The 24,489-nt window shown below is 69.7% G+C and carries 20 protein-coding genes and 1 pseudogene; 8 read left to right on the top strand and 13 right to left on the bottom strand.

Annotated features, from left to right (window positions below; translation table 11 throughout):
• Positions 1-9: 9 nt before the first annotated feature.
• A complete protein-coding gene (locus ABD352_RS44015) occupies positions 10-1,377 on the bottom strand; it encodes an aspartate aminotransferase family protein (protein ID WP_344618557.1) in 1,368 nt (455 codons plus the stop codon).
• Entirely contained in the window at positions 1,370-2,896 is a 1,527-nt protein-coding gene (locus tag ABD352_RS44010; RefSeq protein WP_344618556.1) for a CoA-acylating methylmalonate-semialdehyde dehydrogenase, read from the bottom strand. The genes ABD352_RS44015 and ABD352_RS44010 overlap by 8 nt, the downstream gene beginning before the upstream one ends.
• Positions 2,897-3,059: 163 nt before the next feature.
• Here ABD352_RS44010 and ABD352_RS44005 point away from each other — a divergent pair, with 163 nt between their 5' ends.
• The 6 genes from ABD352_RS44005 (at position 3,060) to ABD352_RS43980 (ending at position 10,311) form a co-directional block, all read left to right on the top strand.
• Positions 3,060-4,628 (top strand): PucR family transcriptional regulator, encoded by a 1,569-nt coding sequence (locus ABD352_RS44005; protein ID WP_344618555.1) that lies wholly within the window; start codon positions 3,060-3,062, stop codon positions 4,626-4,628.
• 227 nt (positions 4,629-4,855) lie between these two features.
• Positions 4,856-5,899, top strand: coding sequence for a LacI family DNA-binding transcriptional regulator (locus tag ABD352_RS44000; protein WP_344618554.1), 1,044 nt, complete (start codon positions 4,856-4,858; stop codon positions 5,897-5,899).
• Positions 5,900-6,238: 339 nt separating this feature from the next.
• Positions 6,239-7,531: an NAD(P)/FAD-dependent oxidoreductase gene (locus ABD352_RS43995; protein ID WP_344618553.1), complete on the top strand. Its 1,293-nt coding sequence runs from the start codon at positions 6,239-6,241 to the stop codon at positions 7,529-7,531.
• A 2-nt stretch (positions 7,532-7,533) separates the two neighbouring features.
• A complete protein-coding gene (locus tag ABD352_RS43990; protein WP_344618552.1) occupies positions 7,534-8,778 on the top strand; it encodes a cytochrome P450 in 1,245 nt (414 codons plus the stop codon).
• 33 nt (positions 8,779-8,811) lie between these two features.
• Complete coding sequence (locus tag ABD352_RS43985) at positions 8,812-9,012, top strand: ferredoxin (protein WP_344618551.1); 201 nt, start codon at positions 8,812-8,814, stop codon at positions 9,010-9,012.
• Positions 9,013-9,315: 303 nt separating this feature from the next.
• Positions 9,316-10,311, top strand: a complete 996-nt coding sequence (locus ABD352_RS43980) for a formylglycine-generating enzyme family protein (RefSeq protein ID WP_344618550.1) — start codon at positions 9,316-9,318, stop codon at positions 10,309-10,311.
• A gap of 152 nt (positions 10,312-10,463) precedes the next feature.
• Here the strand turns inward: ABD352_RS43980 and ABD352_RS43975 are convergent.
• The 11 genes and pseudogenes from ABD352_RS43975 to ABD352_RS43925 form a co-directional block, all read right to left on the bottom strand.
• Positions 10,464-10,868: pseudogene (locus ABD352_RS43975) on the bottom strand (cytidine deaminase); the annotation flags it as partial.
• A 17-nt stretch (positions 10,869-10,885) separates the two neighbouring features.
• Entirely contained in the window at positions 10,886-11,959 is a 1,074-nt protein-coding gene (locus ABD352_RS43970; protein WP_344618549.1) for a TIGR03842 family LLM class F420-dependent oxidoreductase, read from the bottom strand.
• 8 nt (positions 11,960-11,967) lie between these two features.
• Entirely contained in the window at positions 11,968-13,401 is a 1,434-nt protein-coding gene (gene hydA, locus ABD352_RS43965) for a dihydropyrimidinase (protein ID WP_344618548.1), read from the bottom strand.
• A 9-nt stretch (positions 13,402-13,410) separates the two neighbouring features.
• On the bottom strand, positions 13,411-14,259 hold the full coding sequence (locus ABD352_RS43960; RefSeq protein WP_344618547.1) for a nitrilase-related carbon-nitrogen hydrolase: 849 nt from the start codon (positions 14,257-14,259) through the stop codon (positions 13,411-13,413).
• Positions 14,260-14,273: 14 nt separating this feature from the next.
• Positions 14,274-15,578 carry a thymidine phosphorylase gene (locus ABD352_RS43955; protein ID WP_344618546.1) on the bottom strand — a complete coding sequence of 435 codons (1,305 nt, stop codon included), beginning with the start codon at positions 15,576-15,578 and terminating at the stop codon, positions 14,274-14,276.
• Positions 15,579-15,610: 32 nt separating this feature from the next.
• Positions 15,611-17,188 (bottom strand): sulfatase family protein, encoded by a 1,578-nt coding sequence (locus ABD352_RS43950; protein WP_344618545.1) that lies wholly within the window; start codon positions 17,186-17,188, stop codon positions 15,611-15,613.
• A 56-nt stretch (positions 17,189-17,244) separates the two neighbouring features.
• A complete protein-coding gene (locus ABD352_RS43945; RefSeq protein WP_344618544.1) occupies positions 17,245-17,934 on the bottom strand; it encodes an ABC transporter permease in 690 nt (229 codons plus the stop codon).
• Positions 17,935-17,972: 38 nt separating this feature from the next.
• Entirely contained in the window at positions 17,973-18,827 is an 855-nt protein-coding gene (locus tag ABD352_RS43940; protein WP_344618543.1) for an ABC transporter ATP-binding protein, read from the bottom strand.
• Positions 18,815-19,786 (bottom strand): ABC transporter substrate-binding protein, encoded by a 972-nt coding sequence (locus tag ABD352_RS43935; protein WP_344618542.1) that lies wholly within the window; start codon positions 19,784-19,786, stop codon positions 18,815-18,817. The genes ABD352_RS43940 and ABD352_RS43935 overlap by 13 nt, the downstream gene beginning before the upstream one ends.
• A 263-nt stretch (positions 19,787-20,049) precedes the next feature.
• Positions 20,050-20,925: a GntR family transcriptional regulator gene (locus ABD352_RS43930; protein ID WP_344618541.1), complete on the bottom strand. Its 876-nt coding sequence runs from the start codon at positions 20,923-20,925 to the stop codon at positions 20,050-20,052.
• A 94-nt stretch (positions 20,926-21,019) separates the two neighbouring features.
• A complete protein-coding gene (locus tag ABD352_RS43925; protein WP_344618540.1) occupies positions 21,020-21,934 on the bottom strand; it encodes an alpha/beta hydrolase family protein in 915 nt (304 codons plus the stop codon).
• A 110-nt stretch (positions 21,935-22,044) separates the two neighbouring features.
• Between ABD352_RS43925 and ABD352_RS43920 the strand changes: the two genes are divergently transcribed.
• Both ABD352_RS43920 and ABD352_RS43915 read left to right on the top strand, forming a co-directional pair.
• A complete protein-coding gene (locus ABD352_RS43920; RefSeq protein WP_344618539.1) occupies positions 22,045-23,166 on the top strand; it encodes an FUSC family protein in 1,122 nt (373 codons plus the stop codon).
• A gap of 100 nt (positions 23,167-23,266) precedes the next feature.
• Positions 23,267-24,469 carry a polysaccharide lyase family 7 protein gene (locus ABD352_RS43915; RefSeq protein WP_344618538.1) on the top strand — a complete coding sequence of 401 codons (1,203 nt, stop codon included), beginning with the start codon at positions 23,267-23,269 and terminating at the stop codon, positions 24,467-24,469.
• Positions 24,470-24,489: the final 20 nt, after the last annotated feature.

Raw genomic sequence — 24,489 nt, 5'->3', positions numbered from 1 at the left:
GCTGCCCCGTTACTGCAGTGGCATCCACTGGGCACGGACCTCGGTCAGCGCCTCGTCCAGGATCCGAAGCCCCGCGCGAGCCTCCTGCGCAGTGGTGGTCAGCGGAGGTACCAGGTGGATGCGGTTGAAGTTGCTGAAGGGAAGCAGCCCTCGCCGCCGGGCGGCGGTGAGCAGGGCCGCCATCTCGGGGCTGCTGCCCGCGTAGGGCGCCAGCGGCTCCCGGGTGGCTCGGTCCCGGACCAGCTCGACGGCCCAGAACACGCCGGTGCCGCGCACGTCGCCGATCCAGTCGTGCTTGGCGGCAAGCTGCTCGAGGGCGGGGCCGAACACCTCCTCGCCGAGGAAGGCGGCGTGCTCCACGATCTTGTCCTCCTGCATGGCCTGGATGGTGGCGACCGCGGCGGCGCAGGCAAGGGGGTGTCCGGAGTAGGTGAGCCCGCCGGGGTAGGCGCGGCGGGCGAAGGTCTGGTAGATCGCGTCGCTGAGCGCTACCCCGCCCAGGGGGACGTAGCCGGAGTTGACGCCCTTGGCGAAGGTGAGCAGGTCGGGTACCACGTTGTCGTGCTCGATCGCGAACCACCTGCCGCTGCGGCCGAAGCCGGCCATCACCTCGTCGGCGATGAACACGATCCCGTATCTGTCGCACAGTTCGCGCACGCCGGCGAGGTAGCCGGCGGGGGGCACCATGATGCCGGCGGTGCCGGGGATCGACTCGAGGATGATCGCCGCGATCGTCGAGGGGCCTTCCAGGGCGATCACCTGCTCGAGGTGCTCGAGCGCACGGTCGCGCTCTTCCTCCTCGGTCGTGGCGTTGAAGGCGCTGCGGTAGAGGAACGGGCCGAAGAAGTGGACGCTGCCGGTCGAGCCGTTGTCGTTGGGCCAGCGTCGCGGGTCGCCGGTGACGTTGACGGCCAGCTGCGTGCCGCCGTGGTAGGAGCGGTAGGTGGACAGGACCTTGTGTTTGCCGGTGTGCAGGCGGGCCATGCGGATGGCGTGCTCGTTGGCGTCGGCCCCGCCGTTGGTGAAGAAGATCCGGTCGAGGTCGCCGGGGGTGTGCGACGCGATGAGGTGGGCTGCCTCGGATCGTGCCGCGTTGGCGTACCCCGGGGCAATGGTGCACAGCGTGGCCGCCTGCTCCTGGATCGCCTGGACGATGCGGGGGTGCTGGTGGCCGAGGTTGGTGTAGACCAGCTGCGAGGTGAAGTCCAGCAGGCGGTTGTCGTCGCGGTCCCACACGTAGGAGCCGGCGGCCCTGGTGATGACGATCGGGTCGAGGTCCGCCTGGGCCGACCAGGGGTGGAAGACGTGGGCCCGGTCCAGCTCGTAGGTGCGGTGGGGGTCGCTGTACAGGGCCGGGTGGGTCGTGGTCTCAGTCATTTTTCGGGAACCCCAGTTCGAGGCCGCCGGCAGGGCGGGCGGCCGGGTTGACCCAGCGGCTGGTGACGGCCTTCGCGCGCGTGAAGAAGTGCACGCCTTCGGTGCCGTGGGCGTGGGTGTCGCCCAGCAGCGACCGCTTCCAGCCGCCGAAGGAGTAGTAGGCCACCGGAACCGGGATCGGCACGTTGATGCCGATCATGCCGACGTGGACGTCGCGCTCGAAACGGCGCGCGGCGCCGCCGTCGTTGGTGAAGACGGCCGTCCCGTTGCCGTACTCGTTGGCGTTCACGAGCGCGACGGCCTCGTCGTAGGAGGCCACCCGCACCACGGACAGGACCGGGCCGAAGATCTCCTCGGCGTAGATGTCCATCTCCGGCGAGACGTGGTCGAACAGGGTCGGGCCGAGCCAGAAGCCGTCCTGCGCACCACGGGGCTCGACGACACGCCCGTCGACAACCAGCTTGGCGCCGGCGGCCTCGCCCGAGGCGATGAAGCCGGCGACGCGGTCGCGGTGCGCCTTGGTGATCAGCGGGCCCATGTCGGCTTCCCTGGCAGCGGTCCCGGTAGCGCCCGGACTGCCGTCGCCGACCTGCAGGGTCCTGGTGCGCTCGGCGATGCGGGCGACCAGCTCGTCCCCGATCGGGTCGACCGCGACCAGCACGCTGATCGCCATGCACCGCTCGCCCGCACTGCCGTAGCCGGCGTTGACGGCCGCGTCGGCCGCCAGGTCGAGGTCGGCGTCCGGGAGGACCACCATGTGGTTCTTCGCTCCGCCCAGCGCCTGCACCCGCTTACCGTGACGGCTGGCCTCCCCGTAGACGTACTGGGCGACCGGGGTCGAGCCGACGAAGCTGATGGCGGCCACGTCGGGAGACTGCAGGAGCGCGTCGACGGCGACCTTGTCGCCCTGGAGCACGTTGAACACGCCGTCCGGGAGGCCGGCCTCCTGCCACAGTCTCGCGATCCAGATCGACGCCGAGGGGTCCTTCTCGCTCGGCTTGAGCACGACCGCGTTGCCCGCCGCGACGGCGATCGGGAAGAACCACATCGGCACCATGGCCGGAAAGTTGAAGGGGCTGATGATCCCGACCACGCCGAGGGGATCGCGCTTGGAGTGGACGTCGATGCCGGTGGAGACGTTCTCGGAGTGGCCGCCCTTGAGCAGATGGGCGATGCCGCAGGCGAACTCCACGACCTCCTGCCCCCGGGCGATCTCACCCAGGGCGTCGCTGAAGACCTTGCCGTGCTCGGCAGTGATCAGGTGAGCCAGCTCATCCTTACGGCGGTTGAGCAGCTCGCGGAAGGCGAAGACGATCTGGGTACGGCGCGCCAGCGACGTCTCGGCCCACGGGCCGGCGGCCGCCTGCGCAGCGGCCACGACCAGCCGGGCGTCCTCGGCGCTGGCAAGTGCCACCCTCCCGGAGACCTTCCCTGTGGCGGGGTTCGTGACATCGGCCCACCGGCCGGAGGCGCCGTCGAACGCCGCGCCGTCCTTCCAGTGCGGGATCGTGTCGAACATCAATCCATCCCTTCAACGTCGATGGGCCGATCGTCTCGTGCGAGGTACCGAAGCCGGCCCGTCGTTTTGTAGGATTGGATCTCGGATGGCGACATTTTGTCGGCCGAGGTGAGCGGTGCGGAGGAGCCTGACAGCTGTGTTGACCGTTGCCGATGTACTGGCGATGCCAGCGGTTCGCAGCGCCGGCCCACGTGTGGTCGCCTGCCCCACCAGGCTCGACACGGCGGTCCGGTGGGTCCACTCGGGTGAGCTGGCCGACATCGGTCCGCTGCTGCGCGAGGGAGACCTCCTGCTCAGCACCGGCGTTGCGATGCCCGACACCGACGAGGGACTGCGGCAGATGGTGGCCGGCCTGTCCGAGAGTGGCGCGGCCGGGCTGGTGATCGAGCTGGGGCGGCGATGGCGCGACCTGCCACAAGCGCTGGCCGCCGCCTGCGACGAGCGGCAGCTTCCCCTGATCGCGCTGGCCCGTGAGGTGCGCTTCGCCGCCGTTGCCCAGGCCGTGGGCGAGCGGATCGTCGACGAGCAGCTGACGGAGCTTCGTGAGGCCCAGCGGGTCCACGACACGTTCACCGAGCTGAGCATCGCCGAGGCGGGCCCGGGCGACATCCTGGCGGCCGTCCAGCGGCTGGCAGGTGCCGCCGTGGTCCTCGAGAGCGAGCAGCATCACGTGCTCGACTATCGGGCCGGACCCGGAGACATCCTGGCGGTTCTGGCCGACTGGACGACAGCGTCGAAGTCGATGGCGCTCGACGGGCGAACGTCGTGGGACAGCGAGCGCGGCTGGCTGGTGACCCGCGTGGGCAAGCGGGACCGCGGCTGGGGTCGCCTCGCCGTCCAGAGCTGGACAGCGCCGACCGCGCGGCAGGTGGTGATGGTCGAGCGGGCGGCCGCGGCCCTGGCGCTGCACCGGCTCCACGACCGGCAGCGTGACAGCGCGGTACGCCGCACTCACCATGAGCTGCTCCTCGCGCTGCTCGCCGATCCGACGTCCGAGGAGGTGCTCCGACGTTGCCAGCTCGCCGGCCTGCCCACGGTGCGCCGGCAGTTCGCCGGGCTCACCCTTCGCCCGCAGATCACTTCACCGGCGGCGACCAGCACCCCCGGCCTGCGGCTCGACGAGATCGCTGCGGCCGTCGTGCATGCGGCGCACGAGCTGCGGGTGCCGGCCCTGGTGAGCGACCTGGACGGTGAGGTCAGGGCATTGCTGTCCTTCCCTTCCTCGTCCGACGGCGATCGCGTCGTCGACGAGCTCGCCGCGCGGGTGCGCCGTCGGCAGGAGGTCGTGGTCGGCGCCGGGCGACCGGCCACGCGGGCGGCCGAGATCGACCGGACGCTGCGAGAATCCCGGCAGGTGATCGCTTCGCTCGGGGGCGCAAGCGTCCGCCACGACGGTGTCTACCGGCTCGACGACGTCCACCTGCGCGGCCTGCTCGCCATGCTGCACGACGACGAGCGCGTCCAGCTCTTCGTCCGGCGCGAGCTCACGGCGCTCAAGGATCACGACGCCGAGTGGCACACCGGCCTGCTCGCGGCGGTCCGGGCCCTGCTCATGTACCCGACCAGCAAGTCGGACGCCGCGGCCAGCCTCCACATCTCCCGGCCGGTCTTCTACGACCGCCTCGCCAAGGCCGAACGGGTGCTGGGCGCCAGCCTCGACGACGCGGACATCAGAGTCTCGCTCCATGTGGCGATCATCGCCGACGAGATCGGCTCCGCAGAGCCGGCCTGAACCCGCGTCACCGGCGGCCGCGAGGGGCTGCGGCGCCGGCCGCCCTCACGCCTGTGCGACCGTGCTGCCAGCACCGGAGGGGAAACCCGGCGGCGCTGGGGCGAGATCGTGGCGGAGGCGCGGTCAACCGGCACGGGTATGCTGGCGGGGCCGGTCCCGGTTCGGTTGGCCTGTTTGCATAGGGTGGTCAAGCCGCGTGGGCGGCCCTGAATATCGTCACTGGAGTTGTGTTGGTCGGGACGAGTCGGCGACGATCGAGCCGCGACCGTGTCACCGGGGCCGAGGTCGCCGAGGCCGCCGGGGTCTCGACATCGGTCGTGTCGCTTGTCCTCAACGGCAAGGACGCGGGCCGGGCGAACCAGGCCACCCGGGACCGCGTTCTCGCCGCCGCCCGCGAGCTGGGCTACCGAATCGACGGGCGGGGCCAGAGCCTCGCCACCGGCCAGACCGGCATCATCGGCTTCATCGCTCCCGACAACACCACTCCGTTCTTCGCCAGCCTGCAACACGGACTGCTGAGCCGGCTCAACCCCGAGTATCACCTGCTGACGGTCGTTACCGACCTCGGGCAGGCCGTCACCTCCGAGAGCATCGAACGGATGCTGCGTCTCGGACCTGACGCCATCATCGTGTTCGCGCTCGGTACCGAAGACCTGTCTGCCCTTCGTCCCGGCTGCCCAGTCCTTGTCCTCGACTCGCCAGGCAGCGAACCGCACTTTCCGCGTATCGATCTCGACGTCAGCGCCAGTGCTCGCGCCCTGGGACAGCACCTGGCGTCGAATGGCCACCGCTGCCTGGCGTATCTGGACGGCAACACCGGATCACAGAGCATGGAAGTTCGCCGACGAGCGTTGCTCTCCGCGTTTCGCCGGGGTTCGACGCAGGCGCGCACGACCGTGGCGCGCTGCGCCATCGATGCCGCCGTCGCTCGCGCGACTGTCGCGGCGCACTGGCCGACCTGGAAGGACGCCGGCGTCACCGCCATCGCCTGCGGCTCGGACCTGCAGGCGTTCGGCGCCATCGCCGCGCTGCGCGACGTCGGGGTGGCCGTGCCGCGTGACGTCTCCGTGACCGGCGCCGACGACCAGCCGTTGTCGACGGTCATCGAACCGAACCTGACCACCGTCCGCCTGCCCTCACAGCTCCTTGGCGAAATGGCGGCCGCGCAGGTGCGCGGCATCCTGAACGGCGAGCCCGCCCAGGCGCTCCCCACCGTGCTGCCCACCGAAGTCGTCTTCCGCGACTCGACCGGCGCCGCCCCGACGCATTAGGGCTGTCACCGCCCCATCACCGAACGCGCACCGAGAGCTGCAGCGCTCGACAGCGAACTAGCCAGGACCGCCGTCGTCAATCCTCACGGCGAACCTGGGCTCCAGGAGGTCCACCCGCCGTCCGCGGCTTGACCGCCTGACGATCACGACAGGTGACAACCGAGGCGCCGGCCTCCTCCGCCTGCACCAGATTCGATGCCGGAAACCCCAATGAAGTCAACACGTCAAGCGCTTGACCCATGACTTCGCGGCGACCTATGGTGAACCCCCATGGATGCGGTCCACTGACCGCGAGACGACCGGCGATGGGTGCATCGCGGGCGATCCGAGGAGGCCCCGATGGCGGAACCGAGCCGGCACGGCGATGCTGGCGAACAAAGCGGGATCGCGATCGTCGGCGGATCGGTCGCCGGTGTCGCGGCGGCCGACGCCGTCCGGCGCGCGGGGTACCAGGGCCCGGTGTGGCTCATCGAAGCGCAGCCGCACGAGCCCTACGACCGGCCACCGCTGTCCAAGCAGGCGTTGTCGCCGGCCACCGCCGCGGACGGCGCCGAGCCGGCGTCGTACCGCCTGCGCGAGCCCCAGCACTGGGGGCGACTGGGGATTACCCTGCGCACCGGCGTGGCCGCCACGAGCCTGGACGTCGCCGCGCGCCGAATCCGGCTGGCCGACGGCACGGAGTACGCGTGCCAAGCAATGGTGCTGGCCCCCGGAGCCGAGCCCCGACCCCTCCCGTTCGCTGTCGACGATGCGCCGGTCCATGTGTTGCGTGGGCTGGGCGATGCGCGCGCGCTGGCCGCCGCGCTGCGCCTCGCGCAGCGGCTGCTCGTCATCGGCGCGGGATTCGTCGGTCTCGAGGTGGCCTCCGCCGCTCGCGCCCATGGGGTCGACGTCACGGTCGTCGAGATCGCACCAGCGCCGCTCGCGCCGCTGGTCGGCAGTCCGGCCGCCGACTATCTCCTGGCGCGCCACCGGGCAGCCGGCACCGCCATCGCATGCGGCCGATCGGTCCACGCTGTGCGCCGGCAGGGAGCGGCACTCGTTGCACTCCTGGACGACGGCAGCGAGCTGACCGCCGACACGGTCGTCGCGGGCATCGGGGTGCGGCCCGCCACCGACTGGCTCAACGGCTCGGGCATCGAGCTGACGGACGGGATCGTCGCCGACGAGCGGCTGCGCGCCGGCGCTGCCGGTGTCTACGCGTGCGGCGACGCGGTCCGCTGGACCAACCCGCTCTACGGCCAGGCCATGCGCATCGAACACTGGACGACCGCGCGGGAGCAGGGCGAGCGGGCCGGGACGAACGCCGCGCTCTTCGCCATGACAGGGCAGCCCGGACAGGTGTTCACGCACGTGCCGTACGTGTGGTCGGACCAGCTCGGGCTGAAGCTGCAATTCGTCGGCCGCCGGCTGCCCGGCAGCGCGACCGTCGTCGAGCGCAGCGACGAGGGCGGCCACGTCAGCACGCACTGGCTCGACGGCCGGCTGATCGGCTGCACGGCCATCAACTCGCCCAAGGACGCCATGCTGGCCCGCCGCACGATCCAGACCCAGTGCCTGGAGGAACGGCCACCGGCGCCTCCGGCCTCACCGCCCGAACCCGGCCTCGCCGCCGGCCACCAGAGGAGATGACCTTGACCGAGCCGACGGCTCCGACAATCGCATTCGACCCGACGGACCCCGCGTTTCTCGCCGACCCGTACCCGATCCTCGACGCGGTCCGCGAGAGCGACACCCCGGTGGCGTACGCGCCGGCGATCGACAAGTGGATCGTGACCCGGCATGCGGACGTCCGCGCATGCCAGCGGGAGGCGCGGCTCGGCCGCGTCTTCGACCACATGTACACGCCCGAGCAGATCTCCGCGCAGCCACGCGACCCGCGCTGGGTCAACTTCTGGGAAGCCGAGCGCTTCAGCCTGCTGGAGCTCGAACCGCCGGCGCACGACCGGATTCGCTCCCTGGTGTCCGCGGCGTTCACCCCGCGGCGCGTGCTGGACCTCCGGCAGCCGGCGCGGCAGCGCGCCGCCGAGTTGCTGTCGCCGCTGCGCGAACGCGCCAGCTTCGACCTGCTGCACGACTATGCCATGCCGTACTCGATATCGATCATCTGCGAGCTGCTCGGCGCCGACCGCAGCTACGAGCAGCTCTTCCTCGACTGGGCCCACAGCATGGTGCGGATGTACGAGGTCGACACCAGCGAGCAGCACGCCGCCGAGGCCGATCAGGCGGCGCGGGATTTCGTGGCGTGCATACGTGAGCTCATCGCCGACACGCGGAGAAGCCCGCGCGACGGCCTGATCTCGGCCCTCGTGTCGGTCCACGACGAGGACGACACGCTCAGCGAGGCAGAGATCATCTCGACGGTCATCGTGCTGCTCAACGCCGGCCACGAGGCGACGGTCAACACGACCGGCAACGGGATCGCCGCGCTGCTGACGCACCCCGACCAGTGGCAGCGGCTCCTCGCCGGCGAGGTTGAGCCGCGCCAGGCGATCGAGGAGCTCATCCGCTGGAACCCGCCGCTGCAGATGTTCGAGCGCTGGGCCCTCACCGAGGACATCACCATCGGCGGCGTCGCCATCCCGTTCGGCGCCAAGGTCGCGATGCTCTACGGCGCGGCGAACCGCGATCCACGAGTCTTCGACCATCCCGAACGGCTCGACATCGGCCGGGCCAACGCATCGCGCCACGTGAACTTCGGCGGCGGTATCCACGCGTGCCTCGGCGCACCGCTGGCGCGCATCGAGCTTGAGGCGAGCTTCAGCCTGATCCGCGAGCTGTGCCCCGACCTGCGGCTGGTGAGCGAGCCGAAGCACACGAACGCATTCGTCATCTGGGGCTACGAGGCCGTTCAGGTGAGCGCTCAGCGGGCGGCCTGAATGTCGTTGCATCGAGAACACTTGGAGGCAGGAATGGCTCATCTGCGCATCGACACGGTCGCCTGCAAAGGACACGGCTTGTGCTTCTTCGGCTGGTCCCAGCTCTTCGATCTCCGCGAGGACGGCATCGCCGTCGGGCTGGTCGACGAGATCCCTCCCGACCTTCGCCAGGACGCCGAGGACGCGGCGGCCGCATGCCCCGAGCGGGCCATTCTCATCGTCGAAGCACCGTAGCGGCCCTGTCGTCGCGGGGCCGGGGCGAGGCTCGATCGGCCAGGTGGTGCGGTGCGGCCCGTTCCTTCGACCCGGCGGTCACGCCGGCTCCCGCGAGCTTGAGCGAGGGAGCCGGCGCTCCCGCGAGCTTGAGCGAGGGATGACGACGCGATAGGTTGGACCTCCAACCACTGCTCATGAGCAGCGCCTGTCCGGCGAGTCGAAATGGGGGCCCTCAATGAGCGGCTACGCCGGCGGTCGCGGGCTGCATCAGTCCCGCGACCAGCTCATCCGCTCGGCGATCCGGCGGCCGGCGGCCGGCCGATGACGTCCCCCGACATCAGCTGCTGCGGCCCGGCCCGGCCGCCCGCGCCGGACGACGTGCGCGAGCCGGCGGCCGGCCGCCCGCCGGCGGGATCCCCTCACGCGTCCCGCCGCCCTGCCGGCATCCGCGACGCGGTAACCGTGTCCGGCGGGCGCTATCTGGTCGGCGGCGACGACCCCGACGCGAACCCGGGCGACGGCGAGGGACCGGCGCGCGCGGTCACGGTCTCCGGCTACGGCATCGGACGGTTCACCGTGACCAATCGGCAGTTCGCCGCGTTCGTCAAGGCGACCGGTCATGTGACCGACGCCGAGCGCTACGGGTGGTCCTATGTGTTCTGGTCGCTGGTGCCCCCCGAGGCCCGGGCTGACGTGATCGACGCGCGGGTTGCTGAGGCCCCGTGGTGGCGCGGCGTTCGCGGTGCCGACTGGCGCCACCCACGGGGCCGAGGCTCGAGCAACGGCCGGCTGGCGAACCACCCGGTCGTGCACGTCTCCTGGCACGATGCCGTCGCATACGCCGCCTGGGCCGGCGGCCGGTTGCCGACCGAGGCCGAATGGGAGATCGCCGCGCGCGGCGGCCTGGCCGGCGCGACCTACCCCTGGGGTGACGAGCTGGCGCCACGAGGGCGGCGGCGCTGCAACATCTGGCAAGGCGCGTTTCCCGGCTACGGACGCGGCGATCTCGACGATGTCGGCACGGTGCCCGTCGACAGCTTCGCCCCCAACGGATACGGCCTGTACAACATGGCCGGCAACGTCTGGGAGTGGTGCGCCGACCGGTGGAGCACCACCTGGCACCACGCCGAGAGCGCCGCCACCCGCATCGACCCGCGGGGTCCCGAGGACGGCGCCGACCACGTCGTGCGCGGCGGCTCGTATCTGTGCCACGTCTCCTACTGCAACCGCTACCGAGTCGCGGCCCGGACGCACAACAGCCCGGACTCCTCGACCGGCCACACCGGCTTTCGCTGCGCGATCGACGTCACCGGGTAGGCGTGACGTCCGCGAACGTTGTCCGCGCGAGACACGGAGTCTGGCGGCGACCCTGCCCGGGTGGAGACGGCGGGACAACTCCCCGTCCAGGTCGAGGCCCTGGTGGACCCGGACGGGGAACGAACGGCCGGGATTGACTACCCGTGCTGGTGTGGCTCTTCGGCCGACACGCGAAGACGCGTCGCGTCGAAGGCCCATGGGAGAATCGCCGTCATGGGCTGGGGCCCATCCGGAGTCGCGACGAGTAGCTGCGCGCCTCCGTGCTCCCAGAGAAGTTGCCGGCAACGCCCGCACGGCATGAGCAGCTCGCCCTCGCCATCGACACACACGAACGCCACCAGCCGGCCGCCGCCGGAAGCGTGCAACGCCGAGACCAGGCCGCACTCAGCGCACAAGCCCAGCCCGTAGGAGGCGTTGGCTACATTGCAGCCGACGACGACCCGCCCGTCGTCGACGAGCGCGGCCGCGCCGACGGGGAAGTTCGTGTAGGGAGAATAGGCTCTGGCCATGACCGCTACGGCAGCGGCTCGCAGCGATACCCAGTCGATCCCGGGCACGTTCGGCGGTGTGGTACTCACCGATCGACCTCCACCAGGGATCGTTGCTGCGCCGGCCCGGCCGTCTGTGCCGTCGGCCTGAGGTTGATCCGGGGAATGATGGTCTCGCCATAGGCGGCCAGGGTTGCGTCCTTCGCGTCGTGCTGCAGGTACAGCGCGAACTGATCCACGCCGAGCGAGCGCAGCTGCTCCAGCCGCTCCACCTGCGCTGCCGGTGGGCCGATCAGGCAGAACCGGTCGATCACCTCGTCGGGGACGAAGTCCGTGTGCGCGTTACCCGCCTTGCCGTGCGAGTTGTAGTCGTAGCTCCCGCGACCGGCGATGTAGTCCGACAGCGCCTTGGGGACGGCGGCTCCGTCGGCGCCGTAGCGGGCGACGATGTCGGCGACGTGGTTGCCGACCATGCCGCCGAACCAGCGGCACTGGTCTCGGCCCCAGGCCAACCCGCCGGCCGACCCGTCGGTGACGTACGCCGGCGCGGCCACGCAGATCGTGATCGACTCCGGATCCCGGCCGGCGGACGCGGCGGCCTCGCGGACGGCCCGGATCGACCAGGCGGTGATGTCGGGGTCGGCCAGTTGCAGGATGAACCCGTCGGCGATCTCGCCGGTGAGGGCGAGCATCCTGGGGCCGTAGGCGCCGACCCAGATCGGCAGCCGGGACTGCTCCCCCCAGGCAAAGCGCAGCTGGTTGCCCTTGTAGTCGGCCGCCTGCCCGTTGGCCAGTGGCCGGATCACCCCGATGGCGGCGCGCAGCTCGGCCAGCGTGACCGGCTTGCCGTTGATCACCCGCACCGCCGAGTCGCCCCGCCCGATGCCGCAGACCGTACGGTTGCCGAACATGTGGTTCAGCGTCGCGAACAGCGAGGCGGTGACCGTCCAGTCGCGGGTCGCCGGGTTGGTCACCATCGGCCCGACCGTGACCCGGTGCGTGGCCGCGAGAATCTGCGAGTAGACGACGAACGGCTCCTGCCAGAGCAGGTGCGAGTCGAACGTCCACACGTGCGAGAACCCGTAGTTCTCGGCCCGCTGGGCGAGGTCGACCACCCGCCATGCTGGCGGATCGTTCTGCAGCACAATCCCGAAATCCACCGGTCCTCCTAGATGAGGTTCTGCGAGAGCTCGCGCTTGACGAAGCGGCCGTGGCGCTTGGACCCGACGTAGCCGGTCTCGTCCTTGATCACGACACCGCGGGACAGGACCACGTCGACATGCCCGTCGATCTCCCAGCCCTGCCAGGCCGAGTAGTCCATGTTCATGTGGTGGGTGCGGCCCTCGCCGATGCCGATCGAGGTGTGACCGTTCGGGTCGTACACGACGACATCGGCGTCGGCGCCCGGCGCGATCACGCCCTTCCTGCCGTAGAGGCCGAACATCCGGGCCGGGGTGGTGCAGCACACGTCGACCCACCGTTCGAGTGAGATCCGGCCGTCCTTGACGCCCTGGAAGAGCAGGTCCATCCGGTGCTCGACCGAGCCGATGCCGTTGGGAATCCTGGCGAAGTCGCCGATCCCCATCTCCTTCTGATCCTTCATGCAGAACGGGCAGTGGTCGGTGGACACCGTGGTCACGTCACCGGTACGGATGTACCGCCACAGCTCGTCCTGATGGCCCTCGGCCCGGGCCCGCAGCGGCGTCGAGCAGACCCACTTGGCCCCTTCGAAGTCGCCCCACCGCTCGCTCCGGGCGCCGAGCTGCTCCTCCAGCGACAGGTACAGGTACTGCGGGCAGGTCTCGCCGAACACGTTCTGGCCGGCATTGCGGGCCTCGGCGATGCGGGCCAGCGCTTGCTTGGCCGACACGTGCACGACGTAGAGCGGCGCGCCGGTGAGGTCGGCCAGCATGACCGCCCGGTGGGTGGCCTCCTGCTCGGCCTGCCACGGCCGCGTGACGCCGTGGAAGTACGGGCCGGTATCACCGCGTGCGAGGGCCTGCTGGACGAGCACGTCGATGGCTGAGCCGTTCTCGGCGTGCATCATGATCAGCCCGCCGTTGCGGGCCGCGGTCTGCATGGCCCGCACGATCTGGCCGTCGCTCGACAGGAACACGCCCGGGTACGCCATGAACAGCTTGAAGCTGGTGATGCCCTCCGCGATGAGCTCGTCCATGGCCTTGAGCGACTCGTCGTTCACGTCGCCGATGATCTGGTGAAACGCGTAGTCGACCGCGCAGGCGCCGGCGGCCTTCTCGTGCCAGCGTGCGACCTGGTCCTGCACCCGCTGCCCGTGGGCCTGCACGACGAAGTCGACGATCGTGGTCGTTCCGCCCCACGCGGCCGCCCGCGAGCCCGTCTCGAAGGTGTCCGAGGCGAACGTGCCGCCGAAGGGCATCTCCATGTGGGTGTGCGCGTCGATGCCGCCGGGGATCACGTACTTGCCGGTGGCGTCGATCGTGGTCGCCGGCTCGATCCCGATGGTGTCGGCGACGCCGGGAGCCAGCAGTGCGGCGATCCGTTCGCCGTCGATGACGACATCGGTGAGGCTGCTGCCGGTGGACGACACCACGGTGCCGCCCTTGATGATCACGTCAGGCATCTGTACTCCTCAGGGCATGACTGTCCGCCGGTAGGAGTCCGGCCGCCGGTCGCGATAGAACTGCCAGTCGTTGCGGACCTTGGTGATCTCGTCGAGCTCGAGATCCCGGATCACGAGCTCCTCGTGGTCCTCGGAGGCGACCTCACCGACGTAGTTGCCCCGCGGGTCGACGAAGTACGACGAGCCGTAGAAGTGCGGCGCGTCCGCGCCGAACTCGCCGACCTCCTGGCCGATGCGGTTGCTGGCCGCGACGAAGTACTGGTTGGCCGCGGCCGCGGCCGGCTGCTCGAGCTGCCACAGCCGGTTGGACAGGCCCGGCTTGGTCGCCGACGGGTTGAACACGATCTGCGCGTTGTTCAGCCCCAGCTCGCGCCAGCCCTCCGGGAAGTGCCGGTCGTAGCAGATGTAGACGCCGATCCGGCCGGCCGCCGTGTCGAACACCGGGTACCCCAGGTTTCCCGGCCGGAAGTAGAACTTCTCCCAGAAGTTCGGCAGGTGCGGGATGTGATGCTTGCGGTACTTGCCCAGCAGCGTGCCGTCGGCATCGATCACCGCGGCCGTGTTGTAGTACTCGCCCTCGTTGGCCACCTCGTAGATGGGCAGCACGATCACCAGGTGCAGCTCCTTGGCCAGCGCCTGGAACCGCTCGGTGGTCGGCCCGGGGATGGGCTCGACGTACTGGTAGTACTTCTGGTCCTGCACGGCGCCGAAGTACGGCCCGTAGAACAGCTCCTGGAACCCGATGACCTGCACGCCCTGGCCGGCCGCCTCGCGGGACAGTGCCTCGTGCCGGGCGATCATGGATTCCTTGTCGCCCGTCCAGGCGACCTGGGTTACTGCTGCGCGTACCACGCCCATGCGTGCTCCAATGCCTATCGCGTCGGTTCGTCGTGACGAATGGTTGCTAGGACGAGCTCACGGCCGGCGTGGCTCGGTTCGCCGGCCGGGGCGATGGTGACCGCGGTCGCGAGGTCCCGCATCGCCGCGTCGAGGCGGTCAGGCGTGTCGGTCCGCAGTTCGAAGAGTGGCGCGCCGCGCGTGACCGGGTCGCCGGGTTTGGCCAGGCAGACGACTCCGGCGGCCGCCTGAACGGCGTCCTCCTTCCGAGCCCGACCGCTTCCGAGTCGCCATGCGGCCCGGGCAACCTGCATCGCGTCGAGCGTGTCGACCCGGCCGTCCGTTGCTGCCGTGACGCGTTCGACATGGCGCGGCGCGGGCAGTGCGGCGTCCGGATCGCCGCCCTGGGCGAGGACCATGGCCCGCCAGGTGTCCATCGCCTTGCCCGACGCCAGGACCGCGGCCGGATCGGCGTCGACGCGGGCCAGGCGCAGCATCTCGTCGGCCAACGCCAGGGTGAGCGACACGACGTCCGCCGGGCCGCCCCCGGCGAGGACGTCGAGCGCCTCGGACACTTCGACGGCATTGCCAACGGCGTGACCGAGCGGGGTGGACATGTCCGTCAACAAGGCGGAGACGCTGACGCCGTGCGCCGCACCGAGGTCGATCATGGTGTGCGCAAGCTCGGTAGCGGCCCCGGCCTCTGTCATGAAGGCACCGGTGCCCACCTTCACGTCGAGCACCAGGTTGCGCGGGCCCGCGGCGATCTTCTTGCTCATGATCGACGCGGAGATCATCGGAATGGATGCCACGGTCGCGGTGGCATCGCGCAGCGCGTACAGGGCGCGATCGGCCGGCGCAAGGTCCTCCGACGCCGCGCAGATGGCTCCGCCGACGCCGTCGAGCTGTCGCACGAACTCCTCGACGGCCAGATCGGCGCGCCATCCGGGGATCGACTCCATCTTGTCGAGCGTGCCGCCGGTGTGGCCGAGGCCGCGGCCCGCCATCTGCGGGACGATGGCGCCGCACGCGGCCACGAGCGGCACGAGGATCAGGGAGATCTTGTCGCCGACGCCGCCGGTCGAGTGTTTGTCCACGGTGGGTCTCGGTAGCCGCGACAGGTCGACGCGCCTACCGGAGTTGATCATGGCGCGGGTCCACTGCGCGATCTCTCTCGGGCTCATGCCGTTGAGGTAGATCGCCATCAGCAGCGCCGCCATCTGTTCTTCCGCAACGGTGCCGTTGGTGTAGGCGGCGATGGCCCAGTCGATCTGGGCATCGGTCAGTGCTCCGCCGTCGCGTTTGGTGGCGATCACATCGGTGGCGGTCAGGTCCTGCACGCGGGGCTACTCTCCTTCGACGAGATTTGGCGTTACCAGCCCTGTCGGGCATACAGGCCGGCACCGGGCGGCGGGTTGTCCCTCGTGATCAGCGCTTGGAGCAGTTGGCGACTCAGGCCCGTCCGCAGCGACTCGGTGCCGGCCCGGCCGACGAGGTTGTCCTGCTCGTCGGGGTCGACCTGCAGGTCGAAGAGCTGTTCGCTGCCGTCGCCGTAGACGGTGTACCGGTATCGAGCGGTGCGCAGCGTACGAGCGAAGCCGTCAGCGTCGCCGTTCCAATGCGTCGCGTAGCTCTCGATCAGGATCGAGTCTCGGCTTGGCGCGGGATGCTCTCCGGAGCCGATTCGGCCGAGACTTCGGCCGTGCAGTGCGCGCAGGTCCCACCTGACGGAAGCGTCGGCGGCCTCGAATCTCGGCAGTCTCGGCTCCGCGACGCCGCAGAGATCCAGGATGGTTGGCGCGAGATCCGTCAGCTCGACGAGGCTGTCGTCGACGGCTCCGGCGGCAATGCCCGGACCGGCGATGAGGAGCGGGACCCGAATACACGCGTCGTAGTGCCTGTTCCACTTGCCGAGGAGCCCGTGGTCGTAGAGCAGTTCCCCATGATCGCTGGTGAAGATCAGATACGTGTCGTGCAGCCTGCCTGAGTCGATCAGCGCTTGCCGGAGGCGACCGAACTGCTGGTCGAGATGGATCAGGTCCGCGAAGTAGATCTGGCGTGCGTTGCGGCCGGCCTCGTCGTAGGTGGCGCACGGACCTCGCTTCGCCGACGAGAAGATGGTCGGAGCGTTCGGGTCACTGGCCCACTCGGCGGGTACCGGCGCGGGGATGGCCGCCTCGTTGACCAACGGCAGGAGCTCTTCAGGAGCGCAGAACGGGTTGTGCGGTTGGACGTACCCGACCTGTGCGAACAGCGGCTCGCTACCCGAGTGCGCGGTAAGGCGGTCGACGGCTCGATCGGTGATCCACGCCGACTGTGATACTTCCTCCGGAAACGGAAGAACGTAACTCTCAGCCGTGTCCAGCGGCCGCTCGTCGGAGGCCCACCGCCAGGCGCGCCGCGCCTTCTCGATGTCTTCGCGCAGCCCGGCGTACGGTTCCGTCCGCAAGGCCGGGTGCATGGTCATCCAGACCGTGGCCAACGCCGCCGGGTAATGCAGCGGGTGCGTGGTACGGACCCAGTCCAGCCATGGTCCGACGCGCACGTCCTCCGTCACATCGGTGTGGTCGAACCCGTATTGGCGGTAGTCGGGGTAGAAGGTCTCCAAGTTCGGCTGAAAGTGGAGTTTGCCGTGCAGGCTCGTCCTCCACCCCGCGCGTTGCAGTTCGCGCATGAATGTGGGTATCGCTGGGTCGAGACGATACCCACACTCGAGCACACCGTGTGCTGACGACGGCAAGCCGGTGGCCAGGGACGCTCGTGCCGGGCTGCAGACCGGATTGGGCGTGAACGCGTTGCGGAACGTCGTCCCGGAGTCCCGCAGCCACTCCAGGTTCGGCAGCGGGGCCGCTCCGTCGAACGCCGCTTCGAGCCACTTCGCGGCAAGTTGATCGACGATGACGAGCAGGACATTGGGGGGCGTCGCGGACTTGTGCGTCGGTGTAGGCATAACGATATGGGCTCCTGAACTCCCTCAATCATCGAGCGGTCGCGCCTCCCGGCGCCCTAGTAGCTCCCGGCAGTCGTCATGTAGCGGCGTAGCAGGGTGCTCCCGATGAGCTTCCACAGCCGGTCGAAGACGAACCCGAGGATGCCCAGGAAGAGGATTCCGACGAAGATCGCATCGGTCCGGAAGTAGATTCGCGCATTCCAAATGAGGTAGCCGAGACCGCTCTGGGTCGCGAGCGCCTCCGCTGCGACGATCACGAGGAAGGCGTTCGCCAACGCGAGCCGCATGCCGGTGAACATGTACGGAACGCTCGCCGGGATCGACACGGTCAGCACGGTCGCCAGCCGGCTCGCGCCGACGCACCGGGCCGCACTGATCTTGTCCGGGGGCACGGCGCCCACGCCGGCAGCGGTGTTGACCACCACCGTGAACCCGGCGGCGTAGGCGACAAGGTAGACCTTCGAGACTTCGCCGATGCCGAACCAGAGAATGAACAGGGACGTGAGCGCAATCGCGGGAATGAACCGAAAGAAATGCACGAAGGGGTCGATCACCGCACGCCCATACGGCGAGATGCCCGCGATGACGCCGAGCGGGAGCGCGATCGCGCAGCCCAGGAGCCAGCCGAGCAGGATCCGCCGGATCGACACACCTACGGCCGACCACAGCGTTCCGTCGTCCCACAGCTCACCCGTCGCGCGCAGCGTCTGGGCGGGGGTAGGTAGCAGCGTCGGGTCAGCGCGCACGGAAGCCAGGGTCCAGACGCCGATGAATGCTGCAACCGCTAGGATCGAGATTGCGACTCGAAGCCATCGCCGGCCCACAGTTTACTCACCTCCTCCTCGATGTCCGCTTCGACTTTGCTGGCCAGATCCACGAACTCCGGCGCGAACTCATCTCGCGGGTACGGCATGGCGATCTCATACGTCGTTCTGATCGTCGACTGCGGCGGTGCCGTCATCACGGCAACCTTGGTCCCGAGCAGGACAGCCTCACGAATATCGTGCGTCACGTAGATGACCGTGCGCGGCTCGTCCTGCCAGAGACTGACCAGCTCCCGCTGGAGCAACCGACGGGTTTGGGCGTCCAGCGCCGCGAACGGCTCGTCCATGAGCAGCACGCTCGGGTTCGACGCGAGAACTCTGGCGATCTGCACCCGCTGCTTCATTCCGCCGGACAGCTGATGCGGATACTTGCTCGCCGCACGATGCAGACCAACCTTCCGCAGATACTGATCCACGGTCGCCGCGCGGACACTCCGAGGCACGCGCTGCATCCGAAGCCCGTACTCGACATTGCGGCGTACGTTGAGCCACTCCATGAGTGGGGTGTCCACGCTCTGGAACACCATTGCCCGGTCCGGCCCCGGCCCATGGACAACTCCGCGACTGGTCTGCGCAAATCCTTCGGTCGGCTTGGCGATACCCGCCAGCACTCGCAGGAGGGTCGACTTCCCGCATCCGCTCGGCCCGACGATCACGAAGAACTCGTTGTCGCCGATCTCGAGGTCGAGGTGGCGCAGCACCCACTCCCCTCGCTGTTTCGGGGTGAAGTTGATGCCGACGTCACGGAACCTGATCGAGCCGTCGGCCGATGTCGCAGCGTCTGTCATGGCTCGAACGCCGCTCAGCTCGACCATGCGGTGACACTGCCGGGCTCGACGGCCTCCATCGCGCGCAGGTCGAAGTAGGACTTGAGCTCGCCCGTTGCGTTGTTGACGCCCTTGGACGCCAGGAACGTCCGCTCCTGCTCCAACCAGTCCACCTGATTCGAGGTGAACTTGAACGAGAATGCTTCCACGGCAACCACAGGCTCGATGGCCGACGCTTGCGCCTTGACGGCCTTCGCATCGATGGCGGCCGCCTGGCTGGGGTTCGCGATGGTGAAGGTGATGGCATCGCGATAGGCGGTGAGCACGCGCTTCAGGAGATCCTGGTTGTCAGCGACCCAGCTCGCCTTGGCCACGAGATAGATCCCCTGCGCCCCCGTTCCGATCACCGAGCTGTCGTCCCCGATCACTGACAGGTTCTTGTCCGCCTTCACCTGAGCCACGCCGTCGGCCCAGACGAATCCGGCGTCGACGTGGCCCGACTTCAGTGCGCCGACCAGCTCGAACAGCCCGGGCAGCGCGACGAGCTCCACGTCCGTCAGCTGCTGGTTCTTCACGTACTGGCGGGTGATGTTCTCCTCGGCGGTGCCCGTGACGTAACCGATCTTCTTGCCGGCCAGCTCGCTCGGCGAGGTGATCGGCTTGCGCGCGGCGAGCTGATTGAACCCGGCCTTCGGCGATGCAACCGCTCCGACGACCTTCAACCCGGGCGACAGCGCGGACAGCATGCCGAAGTCGAGCGCCGGAGCGATGTCGGCCTGGCCGGCAATCACTGCCTTGATGCCGTCAACGCCGGTCTGATAGGTCTCCGGCGTCACGGTGACGTTCTGCTTCGCGAAGTACCCCTGATCCATCGCAACCCACATGGGCAGCCCGATCACAAAGCTGTCGGTCGTGATTCGCACATTGGCCGCCGCGTTGCTGTTCGGCCCGGACGCTCCCGTAGTGGACCCACCGCCGCCCGAACCCGAGCACGCGGCCAGCAGCATGGCAGTCGCCGCGGCAAGAGCGGCGCATAAGGAACGATTGCGGCGGTTTCGTGAGGGCACGGAGATCTCCTTCGACGTGATGGTTGGGCACGCAAAAGCCCGGCGTGGTCGGGCATGCAAGAGCCGGCGTGGCTGGGCACACGAAAGCCGGCGTGGTTGGGCACGCAAAGGCCGAGGTGGTTGGGCATGCAAACGCCGAGGTGGTTGGGCATGCAAAGGCCGAGGTGGCCGGGCACTCGAAGGCCCGGCGCGCCGCGGGCAGGTCAGGTTCGGGCGAAGCTCAGGCGCACCTGTTCGGCCAGGTAGTGCGCCACCGTGTAGATCACAACGTCGCCGGTGGCCAGCAGCGACTGCTGGTGGACGCGCACCAGCGGCTGCCCTTGCTGGACGCGGAACAGATCGGCGAGGTCACCGTTGGCAGCGACCGCGTCGAGCACACCCTCCATGCGGTCAACGGTGATGCCCGCCTGCTCTCCGAGCAGGTCGATGATCGTGACGTTGAGCTCGCACAGCGGCACCAGGTCGATCTGTCGATTGCGCACGACCATCGGCGCGTAGTCGCGCAGCAGGACGGCCGGCGTGTCGTCGATGCAGAAGAGGCGTTCGACGCACCACGCCTTCTCCTCCGGGCCGAGCCGAAGAGCCTTGCCGATCTCCGACGGCGGCAGTGCGGGCACCGCGGCAGCATGGGCCAGCCGCGGCGTCCGGCCGGCGTCCGCGATGACGTCGCGAATCGGCTTGATCGCGAGAAGGCTCAGCGAAACCTGCGAACCGGGCTCTCGCACGATCGTCCCAACGCCCCACCGGCGCTCGACGAGCCCGTCGAGCACCAGCTGAGCCAATGCCTCACGCACCGTGTTGCGGCTGACGCCGAGTCGACCGGCCAGATCCTTCTCGTTCGGAAGCTGACTTCCGGGCGGAAAGTCACGACTGATGACTTGGCGAAGCTGCTCCGCAGCCGCGCTGGCGATCGGGCGGTACCGTGGCACGATCCCTCCCCAGATGATGGAGGACTGGAGGTCCAACCTCTTGTGCCGGAAGTTTGGCGCGTTCGAGCCATCGATGTCAACGGTCCACCGGGCACAACTTTGTTGTGGCACAGTGCAGGTCACGGTCGGTGCTGAGCCGCCGACGGCCATGACCTTCGTCCGTCGGGGTCACGTCCACGCAAGGGGTGTACGAATCGCCCGCGTTTGAGGCGGTCGAGGAGATGCGGACGGTCGCCGCGACCCTTCAGCCCTTTCCGGTGCCGGACAGGCGGTCCTCGACCTTGCCGGCCTGGCCCGCGTCGGCGGCCAGCCGCGCGCGGGCCTTCTCGTCGCCGAGCAGCGACCAGCGCAGGAAGTCGGTCGTGGCCGCGGCCACCGCGTCGAAGTCCTTGCCCGGGCCGAGGTACGGCCGCAGGTGGTCGCCGGCCGGTAGGTCCAGCAGCGCCTTGGGCCAGGGCAGGGGGTCGTACGCCTCGGTGGCGCCCTCGAACTTCACCACGCTGTCGGCGCGGCCGTGCACGAACAGGATCGGCGCCGGCGCCCCGGTGTAGCCGACCCCGAAGGGCCACTGGCCGCCGGCGAGGACGATGCCGGCCTTGAGCCGCGCGTCGCGGTGCTTGGTGAACATGCCGACCGTCGTCATGCCGCCGAGCGAGTGCCCGGCCGCCGCGACGCGGTCCCTGTCGATGCGGCCGGAGAGCGGGTCGCCCGGCGCGGTATCGAGCGCCAGCACGGCGCTCAGCACGGCCGCGTTGTCGCCGGGCTGGTTGACGATGTCCTGGTCGTCGAGCTGCTGCTGGCCACGCGCCGAGTGCGGGAAGGTCGGGGCGACGACGATGAAGCCGGCGGCCGCCCACGTCCTGAGCAGCGGCAGGTAGTCGTCCGGGGTGCGGGTGTACCCGTGGCTGAACACCACGACCGGGTGCCGCCCCTCGGACGCGGGCTGCACCACCAGCGTGGGCAGCGGCCGGTCGGTCCCGTTGGCCAGGGTCAGCGTCCGCTCGGTGACCGCCGCGGGCGAGGCTGACGGACCGGGCGAGGCTGACGGCCCGGGCGAGGCTGACGGCCCAGGCGAGGCCGGAACGCTACCACCACGTCCACAGCCGGCGAGCAGGCCGGCCACCAGCACGCCGGCGAGAGCGCCGCGAATCAGCCGCATGCGCGATCGTACCGCCATCGATGTACAGCAGCGGGGCACCGGCGCGATCCGGGTCACGTCGAGCGGGTGAGTTTGTCCAGGTACGGACGGTGGTTTGAGAAGATCGAGGTGTGCCGCGCAGACCGCACGCCGTGGTGACCGAGCCCCTCGGAGCCCTGCTCGCCAGCGTGCCCAAGAGCCGCCCCAGCTGGCTGACCGTGGTCAAGACGACCGTGGCGGCGACCTTGGCGTGGGTGTTCGCCCGGCAGCTCGGGGAGAACGTGGCGGTACTGTTCGCGCCGATCGTGGCGGTGCTGACGCTGCAGGCCAGCGTGTACGGGTCGATCGCCACCGGGCTGCAGCTGCTGTTCGCCAACCTCGTCGGCACGGCGCTGGCCATCGCCTGGACGCAGGCACTCGGGCTGACCTGGTGGTCGCTGGCGCTCGGGGCGTTCGTCGCGCTCGTCGTGGCCCGGCAGGTGACCAACACTCCCCTGGCGCGCAACCAGCTCACCATCGCCACGCTCGCGGTGCTGCTGCTGGCGCCGGTGGCCCGGGGGTACGGCCAATGGCGCTTCATCGACGTCGCCATCGGCTCGGCCGTCGGGCTCACCATCGCCGTCGTCGTGCCCGAGCCGCCCCGCATCAGGCATATCCACGCCACCCTCGACACCTGGGGGTGGGCGTGCGCGAAGGTGCTGCGCGCGATCGCCGACGAGCTGGGGGCCCGGACGCAGGCGCTCGAGGGGGACCGGCGCCACGACTGGATCGCCGAGTCGCGCAAGCTCAACGACGTCAGCGCGGAGGCCTCGGCGGCCGTCGCCGGGGTCGAGGAGATCACGGTGCTCAACCTGTTCGCCAAGCGGCTGCGGCGCGACATCGTGCACGCCCAGCGCCGGCAGCTGTGGCTGGTGCGGCTCACGCTGCAGGTGCGGGCCATCTCGCTGGCCACCGACCGGCTCTACGACCGGCCCGGGGAGCCGCCGGCCCTCGATCGCGAGACCCTCCGGGCGCTGCTGACCGCCCTCGCCCGGCTGCTGGAGGACCGGCTCGACGGGCGCGAGGCCGACGACCAGTCGCTGCGCTCCGCGCTCATCGCGGCCGTCGAGCGGGTGCACCTCGTGTTCCCGACCGCGCTCGCCGTGCTCGACTCGGTGTCGCTGCTGGGCCGCCTCGACCAGCTGCGCCAGGACATCGGGGGCGAGGAGGCGGAGGCGCTCATCGATCCGGGCACCCTGCCGCGCGCCGACTGAAACTTGGTTCAAGTTTCGGAACAACCCCTCGGACGGGTTGACAAGACATCGATGAAGGCGTTTATTGGCAGCCACTCTGCCTAATCGGAGGAACCCGCCCATGAAACGCCGCTCCAAGCTCCTCATCGTCTTCACCGCCACGGCCGTGGCCGGGGCGCTCGGCGTCCTCGGGATCACGGCCGCCACCGCCGCGACCGCCGGGCCGATCACCGGGCTCGGCGGCAAGTGCGTCGACGTCGCCGGGGCCAGCAGCGCCAACGGCACGGCCGTGCAGCTGTACGACTGCAACGGCTCCACCGCCCAGAGCTGGACCACCGGCGCCGCCGACCACACCGTCCGGGCCCTGGGCAAGTGCCTCGACGTCACCGCCGCCGGGACCGCCAACGGCGCGAAGATCCAGCTGTACGACTGCAACGGCACCACCGCCCAGCAGTGGACGAGCAGCGGCGCCGCGCTGGTCAACGCCGGCTCGGGCAAGTGCCTCGACGCCACGGGCCAGAGCTCGGCCAACGGCACCCGCCTGCAGATCTGGTCCTGCACCGGCGCGGCCAACCAGTCCTGGACGCTGCCCGGCGGCACCACCACGCCCACCACGCCGCCCGCGTCCAGCCTCGACCCGGCCGTCGCCCCCGGCGGCAACTTCGACCTGTCCATCTGGCAGCTGCAGCTGCCGATCGGCAGCCCGGGCGCCCCGACCACCATCCCGCCGTCGCAGCTGAAGGGGCCCGGCGGGTACACCAATCCGGCGTACTTCTTCACCGACAAGACCGACGGCTCGATGACCTTCTGGGCGCCGGAGAAGGGCGTGACCACGCCGAACTCCAACTACGCGCGCTCCGAACTGCGCGAGATGAACGCCGACGGCAGCGCCGCGGACTGGCGGCTGGCCGGGTCGCACAAGCTCTCGGCCACCCTGCGCATCCCGTCGGTGACCCAGAACGTGTGCGTCGGCCAGGTGCACCTCGGCTCCGGCGGCACGTCGACCAAGCCGCTGCTGGAGCTGTACTACCGGCCCAACGGCGACATCATCCTCGGCACCGAGAACTCCCCGGACGGCGGGCAGACCCTGCACACGGTCGGCAACGTCCCGCTCGGCACCAAGTGGAGCTACGTGATCGCCATCGCCGGCGGCAACACGATCAAGCTCACCGTCAACGGCTCGACGACGAGCTATGCGATCCCGTCGTCGTTCAACCAGTACGGGATGTACTTCAAGGCAGGCTCCTACAACCAGTCCTCGTCGGACAGCACGACCAACGGCGCCAAAGTGAAGTTCTATGCCCTGACGGTCAGCCACGGCTGAGCGAGGTTAGGCTTGCCTCC

Source organism: Dactylosporangium salmoneum (genome assembly GCF_039532525.1).
Lineage (GTDB): Bacteria > Actinomycetota > Actinomycetes > Mycobacteriales > Micromonosporaceae > Dactylosporangium > Dactylosporangium salmoneum.
Note: the sequence above shows the minus strand (reverse complement) of the source record. Positions and strands in the feature narration are given on the sequence as shown.

What these genes read in the sequence shown, in the direction of transcription:
- ABD352_RS44015 (WP_344618557.1), bottom strand. Translation starts at nt 1,377, where the DNA reads ATGACTGAGACCACGACCCACCCGGCCCTGTACAGCGACCCCCACCGC.
- ABD352_RS44010 (WP_344618556.1), bottom strand. Translation starts at nt 2,896, where the DNA reads ATGTTCGACACGATCCCGCACTGGAAGGACGGCGCGGCGTTCGACGGC.
- ABD352_RS44005 (WP_344618555.1), top strand. Translation starts at nt 3,060, where the DNA reads ATGCCAGCGGTTCGCAGCGCCGGCCCACGTGTGGTCGCCTGCCCCACC.
- ABD352_RS43995 (WP_344618553.1), top strand. Translation starts at nt 6,239, where the DNA reads ATGGCGGAACCGAGCCGGCACGGCGATGCTGGCGAACAAAGCGGGATC.
- ABD352_RS43985 (WP_344618551.1), top strand. Translation starts at nt 8,812, where the DNA reads ATGGCTCATCTGCGCATCGACACGGTCGCCTGCAAAGGACACGGCTTG.
- ABD352_RS43980 (WP_344618550.1), top strand. Translation starts at nt 9,316, where the DNA reads ATGACGTCCCCCGACATCAGCTGCTGCGGCCCGGCCCGGCCGCCCGCG.
- hydA (WP_344618548.1), bottom strand. Translation starts at nt 13,401, where the DNA reads ATGCCTGACGTGATCATCAAGGGCGGCACCGTGGTGTCGTCCACCGGC.
- ABD352_RS43960 (WP_344618547.1), bottom strand. Translation starts at nt 14,259, where the DNA reads ATGGGCGTGGTACGCGCAGCAGTAACCCAGGTCGCCTGGACGGGCGAC.
- ABD352_RS43950 (WP_344618545.1), bottom strand. Translation starts at nt 17,188, where the DNA reads ATGCCTACACCGACGCACAAGTCCGCGACGCCCCCCAATGTCCTGCTC.
- ABD352_RS43940 (WP_344618543.1), bottom strand. Translation starts at nt 18,827, where the DNA reads ATGGTCGAGCTGAGCGGCGTTCGAGCCATGACAGACGCTGCGACATCG.
- ABD352_RS43935 (WP_344618542.1), bottom strand. Translation starts at nt 19,786, where the DNA reads ATGCTGCTGGCCGCGTGCTCGGGTTCGGGCGGCGGTGGGTCCACTACG.
- ABD352_RS43930 (WP_344618541.1), bottom strand. Translation starts at nt 20,925, where the DNA reads ATGGCCGTCGGCGGCTCAGCACCGACCGTGACCTGCACTGTGCCACAA.
- ABD352_RS43925 (WP_344618540.1), bottom strand. Translation starts at nt 21,934, where the DNA reads ATGCGGCTGATTCGCGGCGCTCTCGCCGGCGTGCTGGTGGCCGGCCTG.
- ABD352_RS43915 (WP_344618538.1), top strand. Translation starts at nt 23,267, where the DNA reads ATGAAACGCCGCTCCAAGCTCCTCATCGTCTTCACCGCCACGGCCGTG.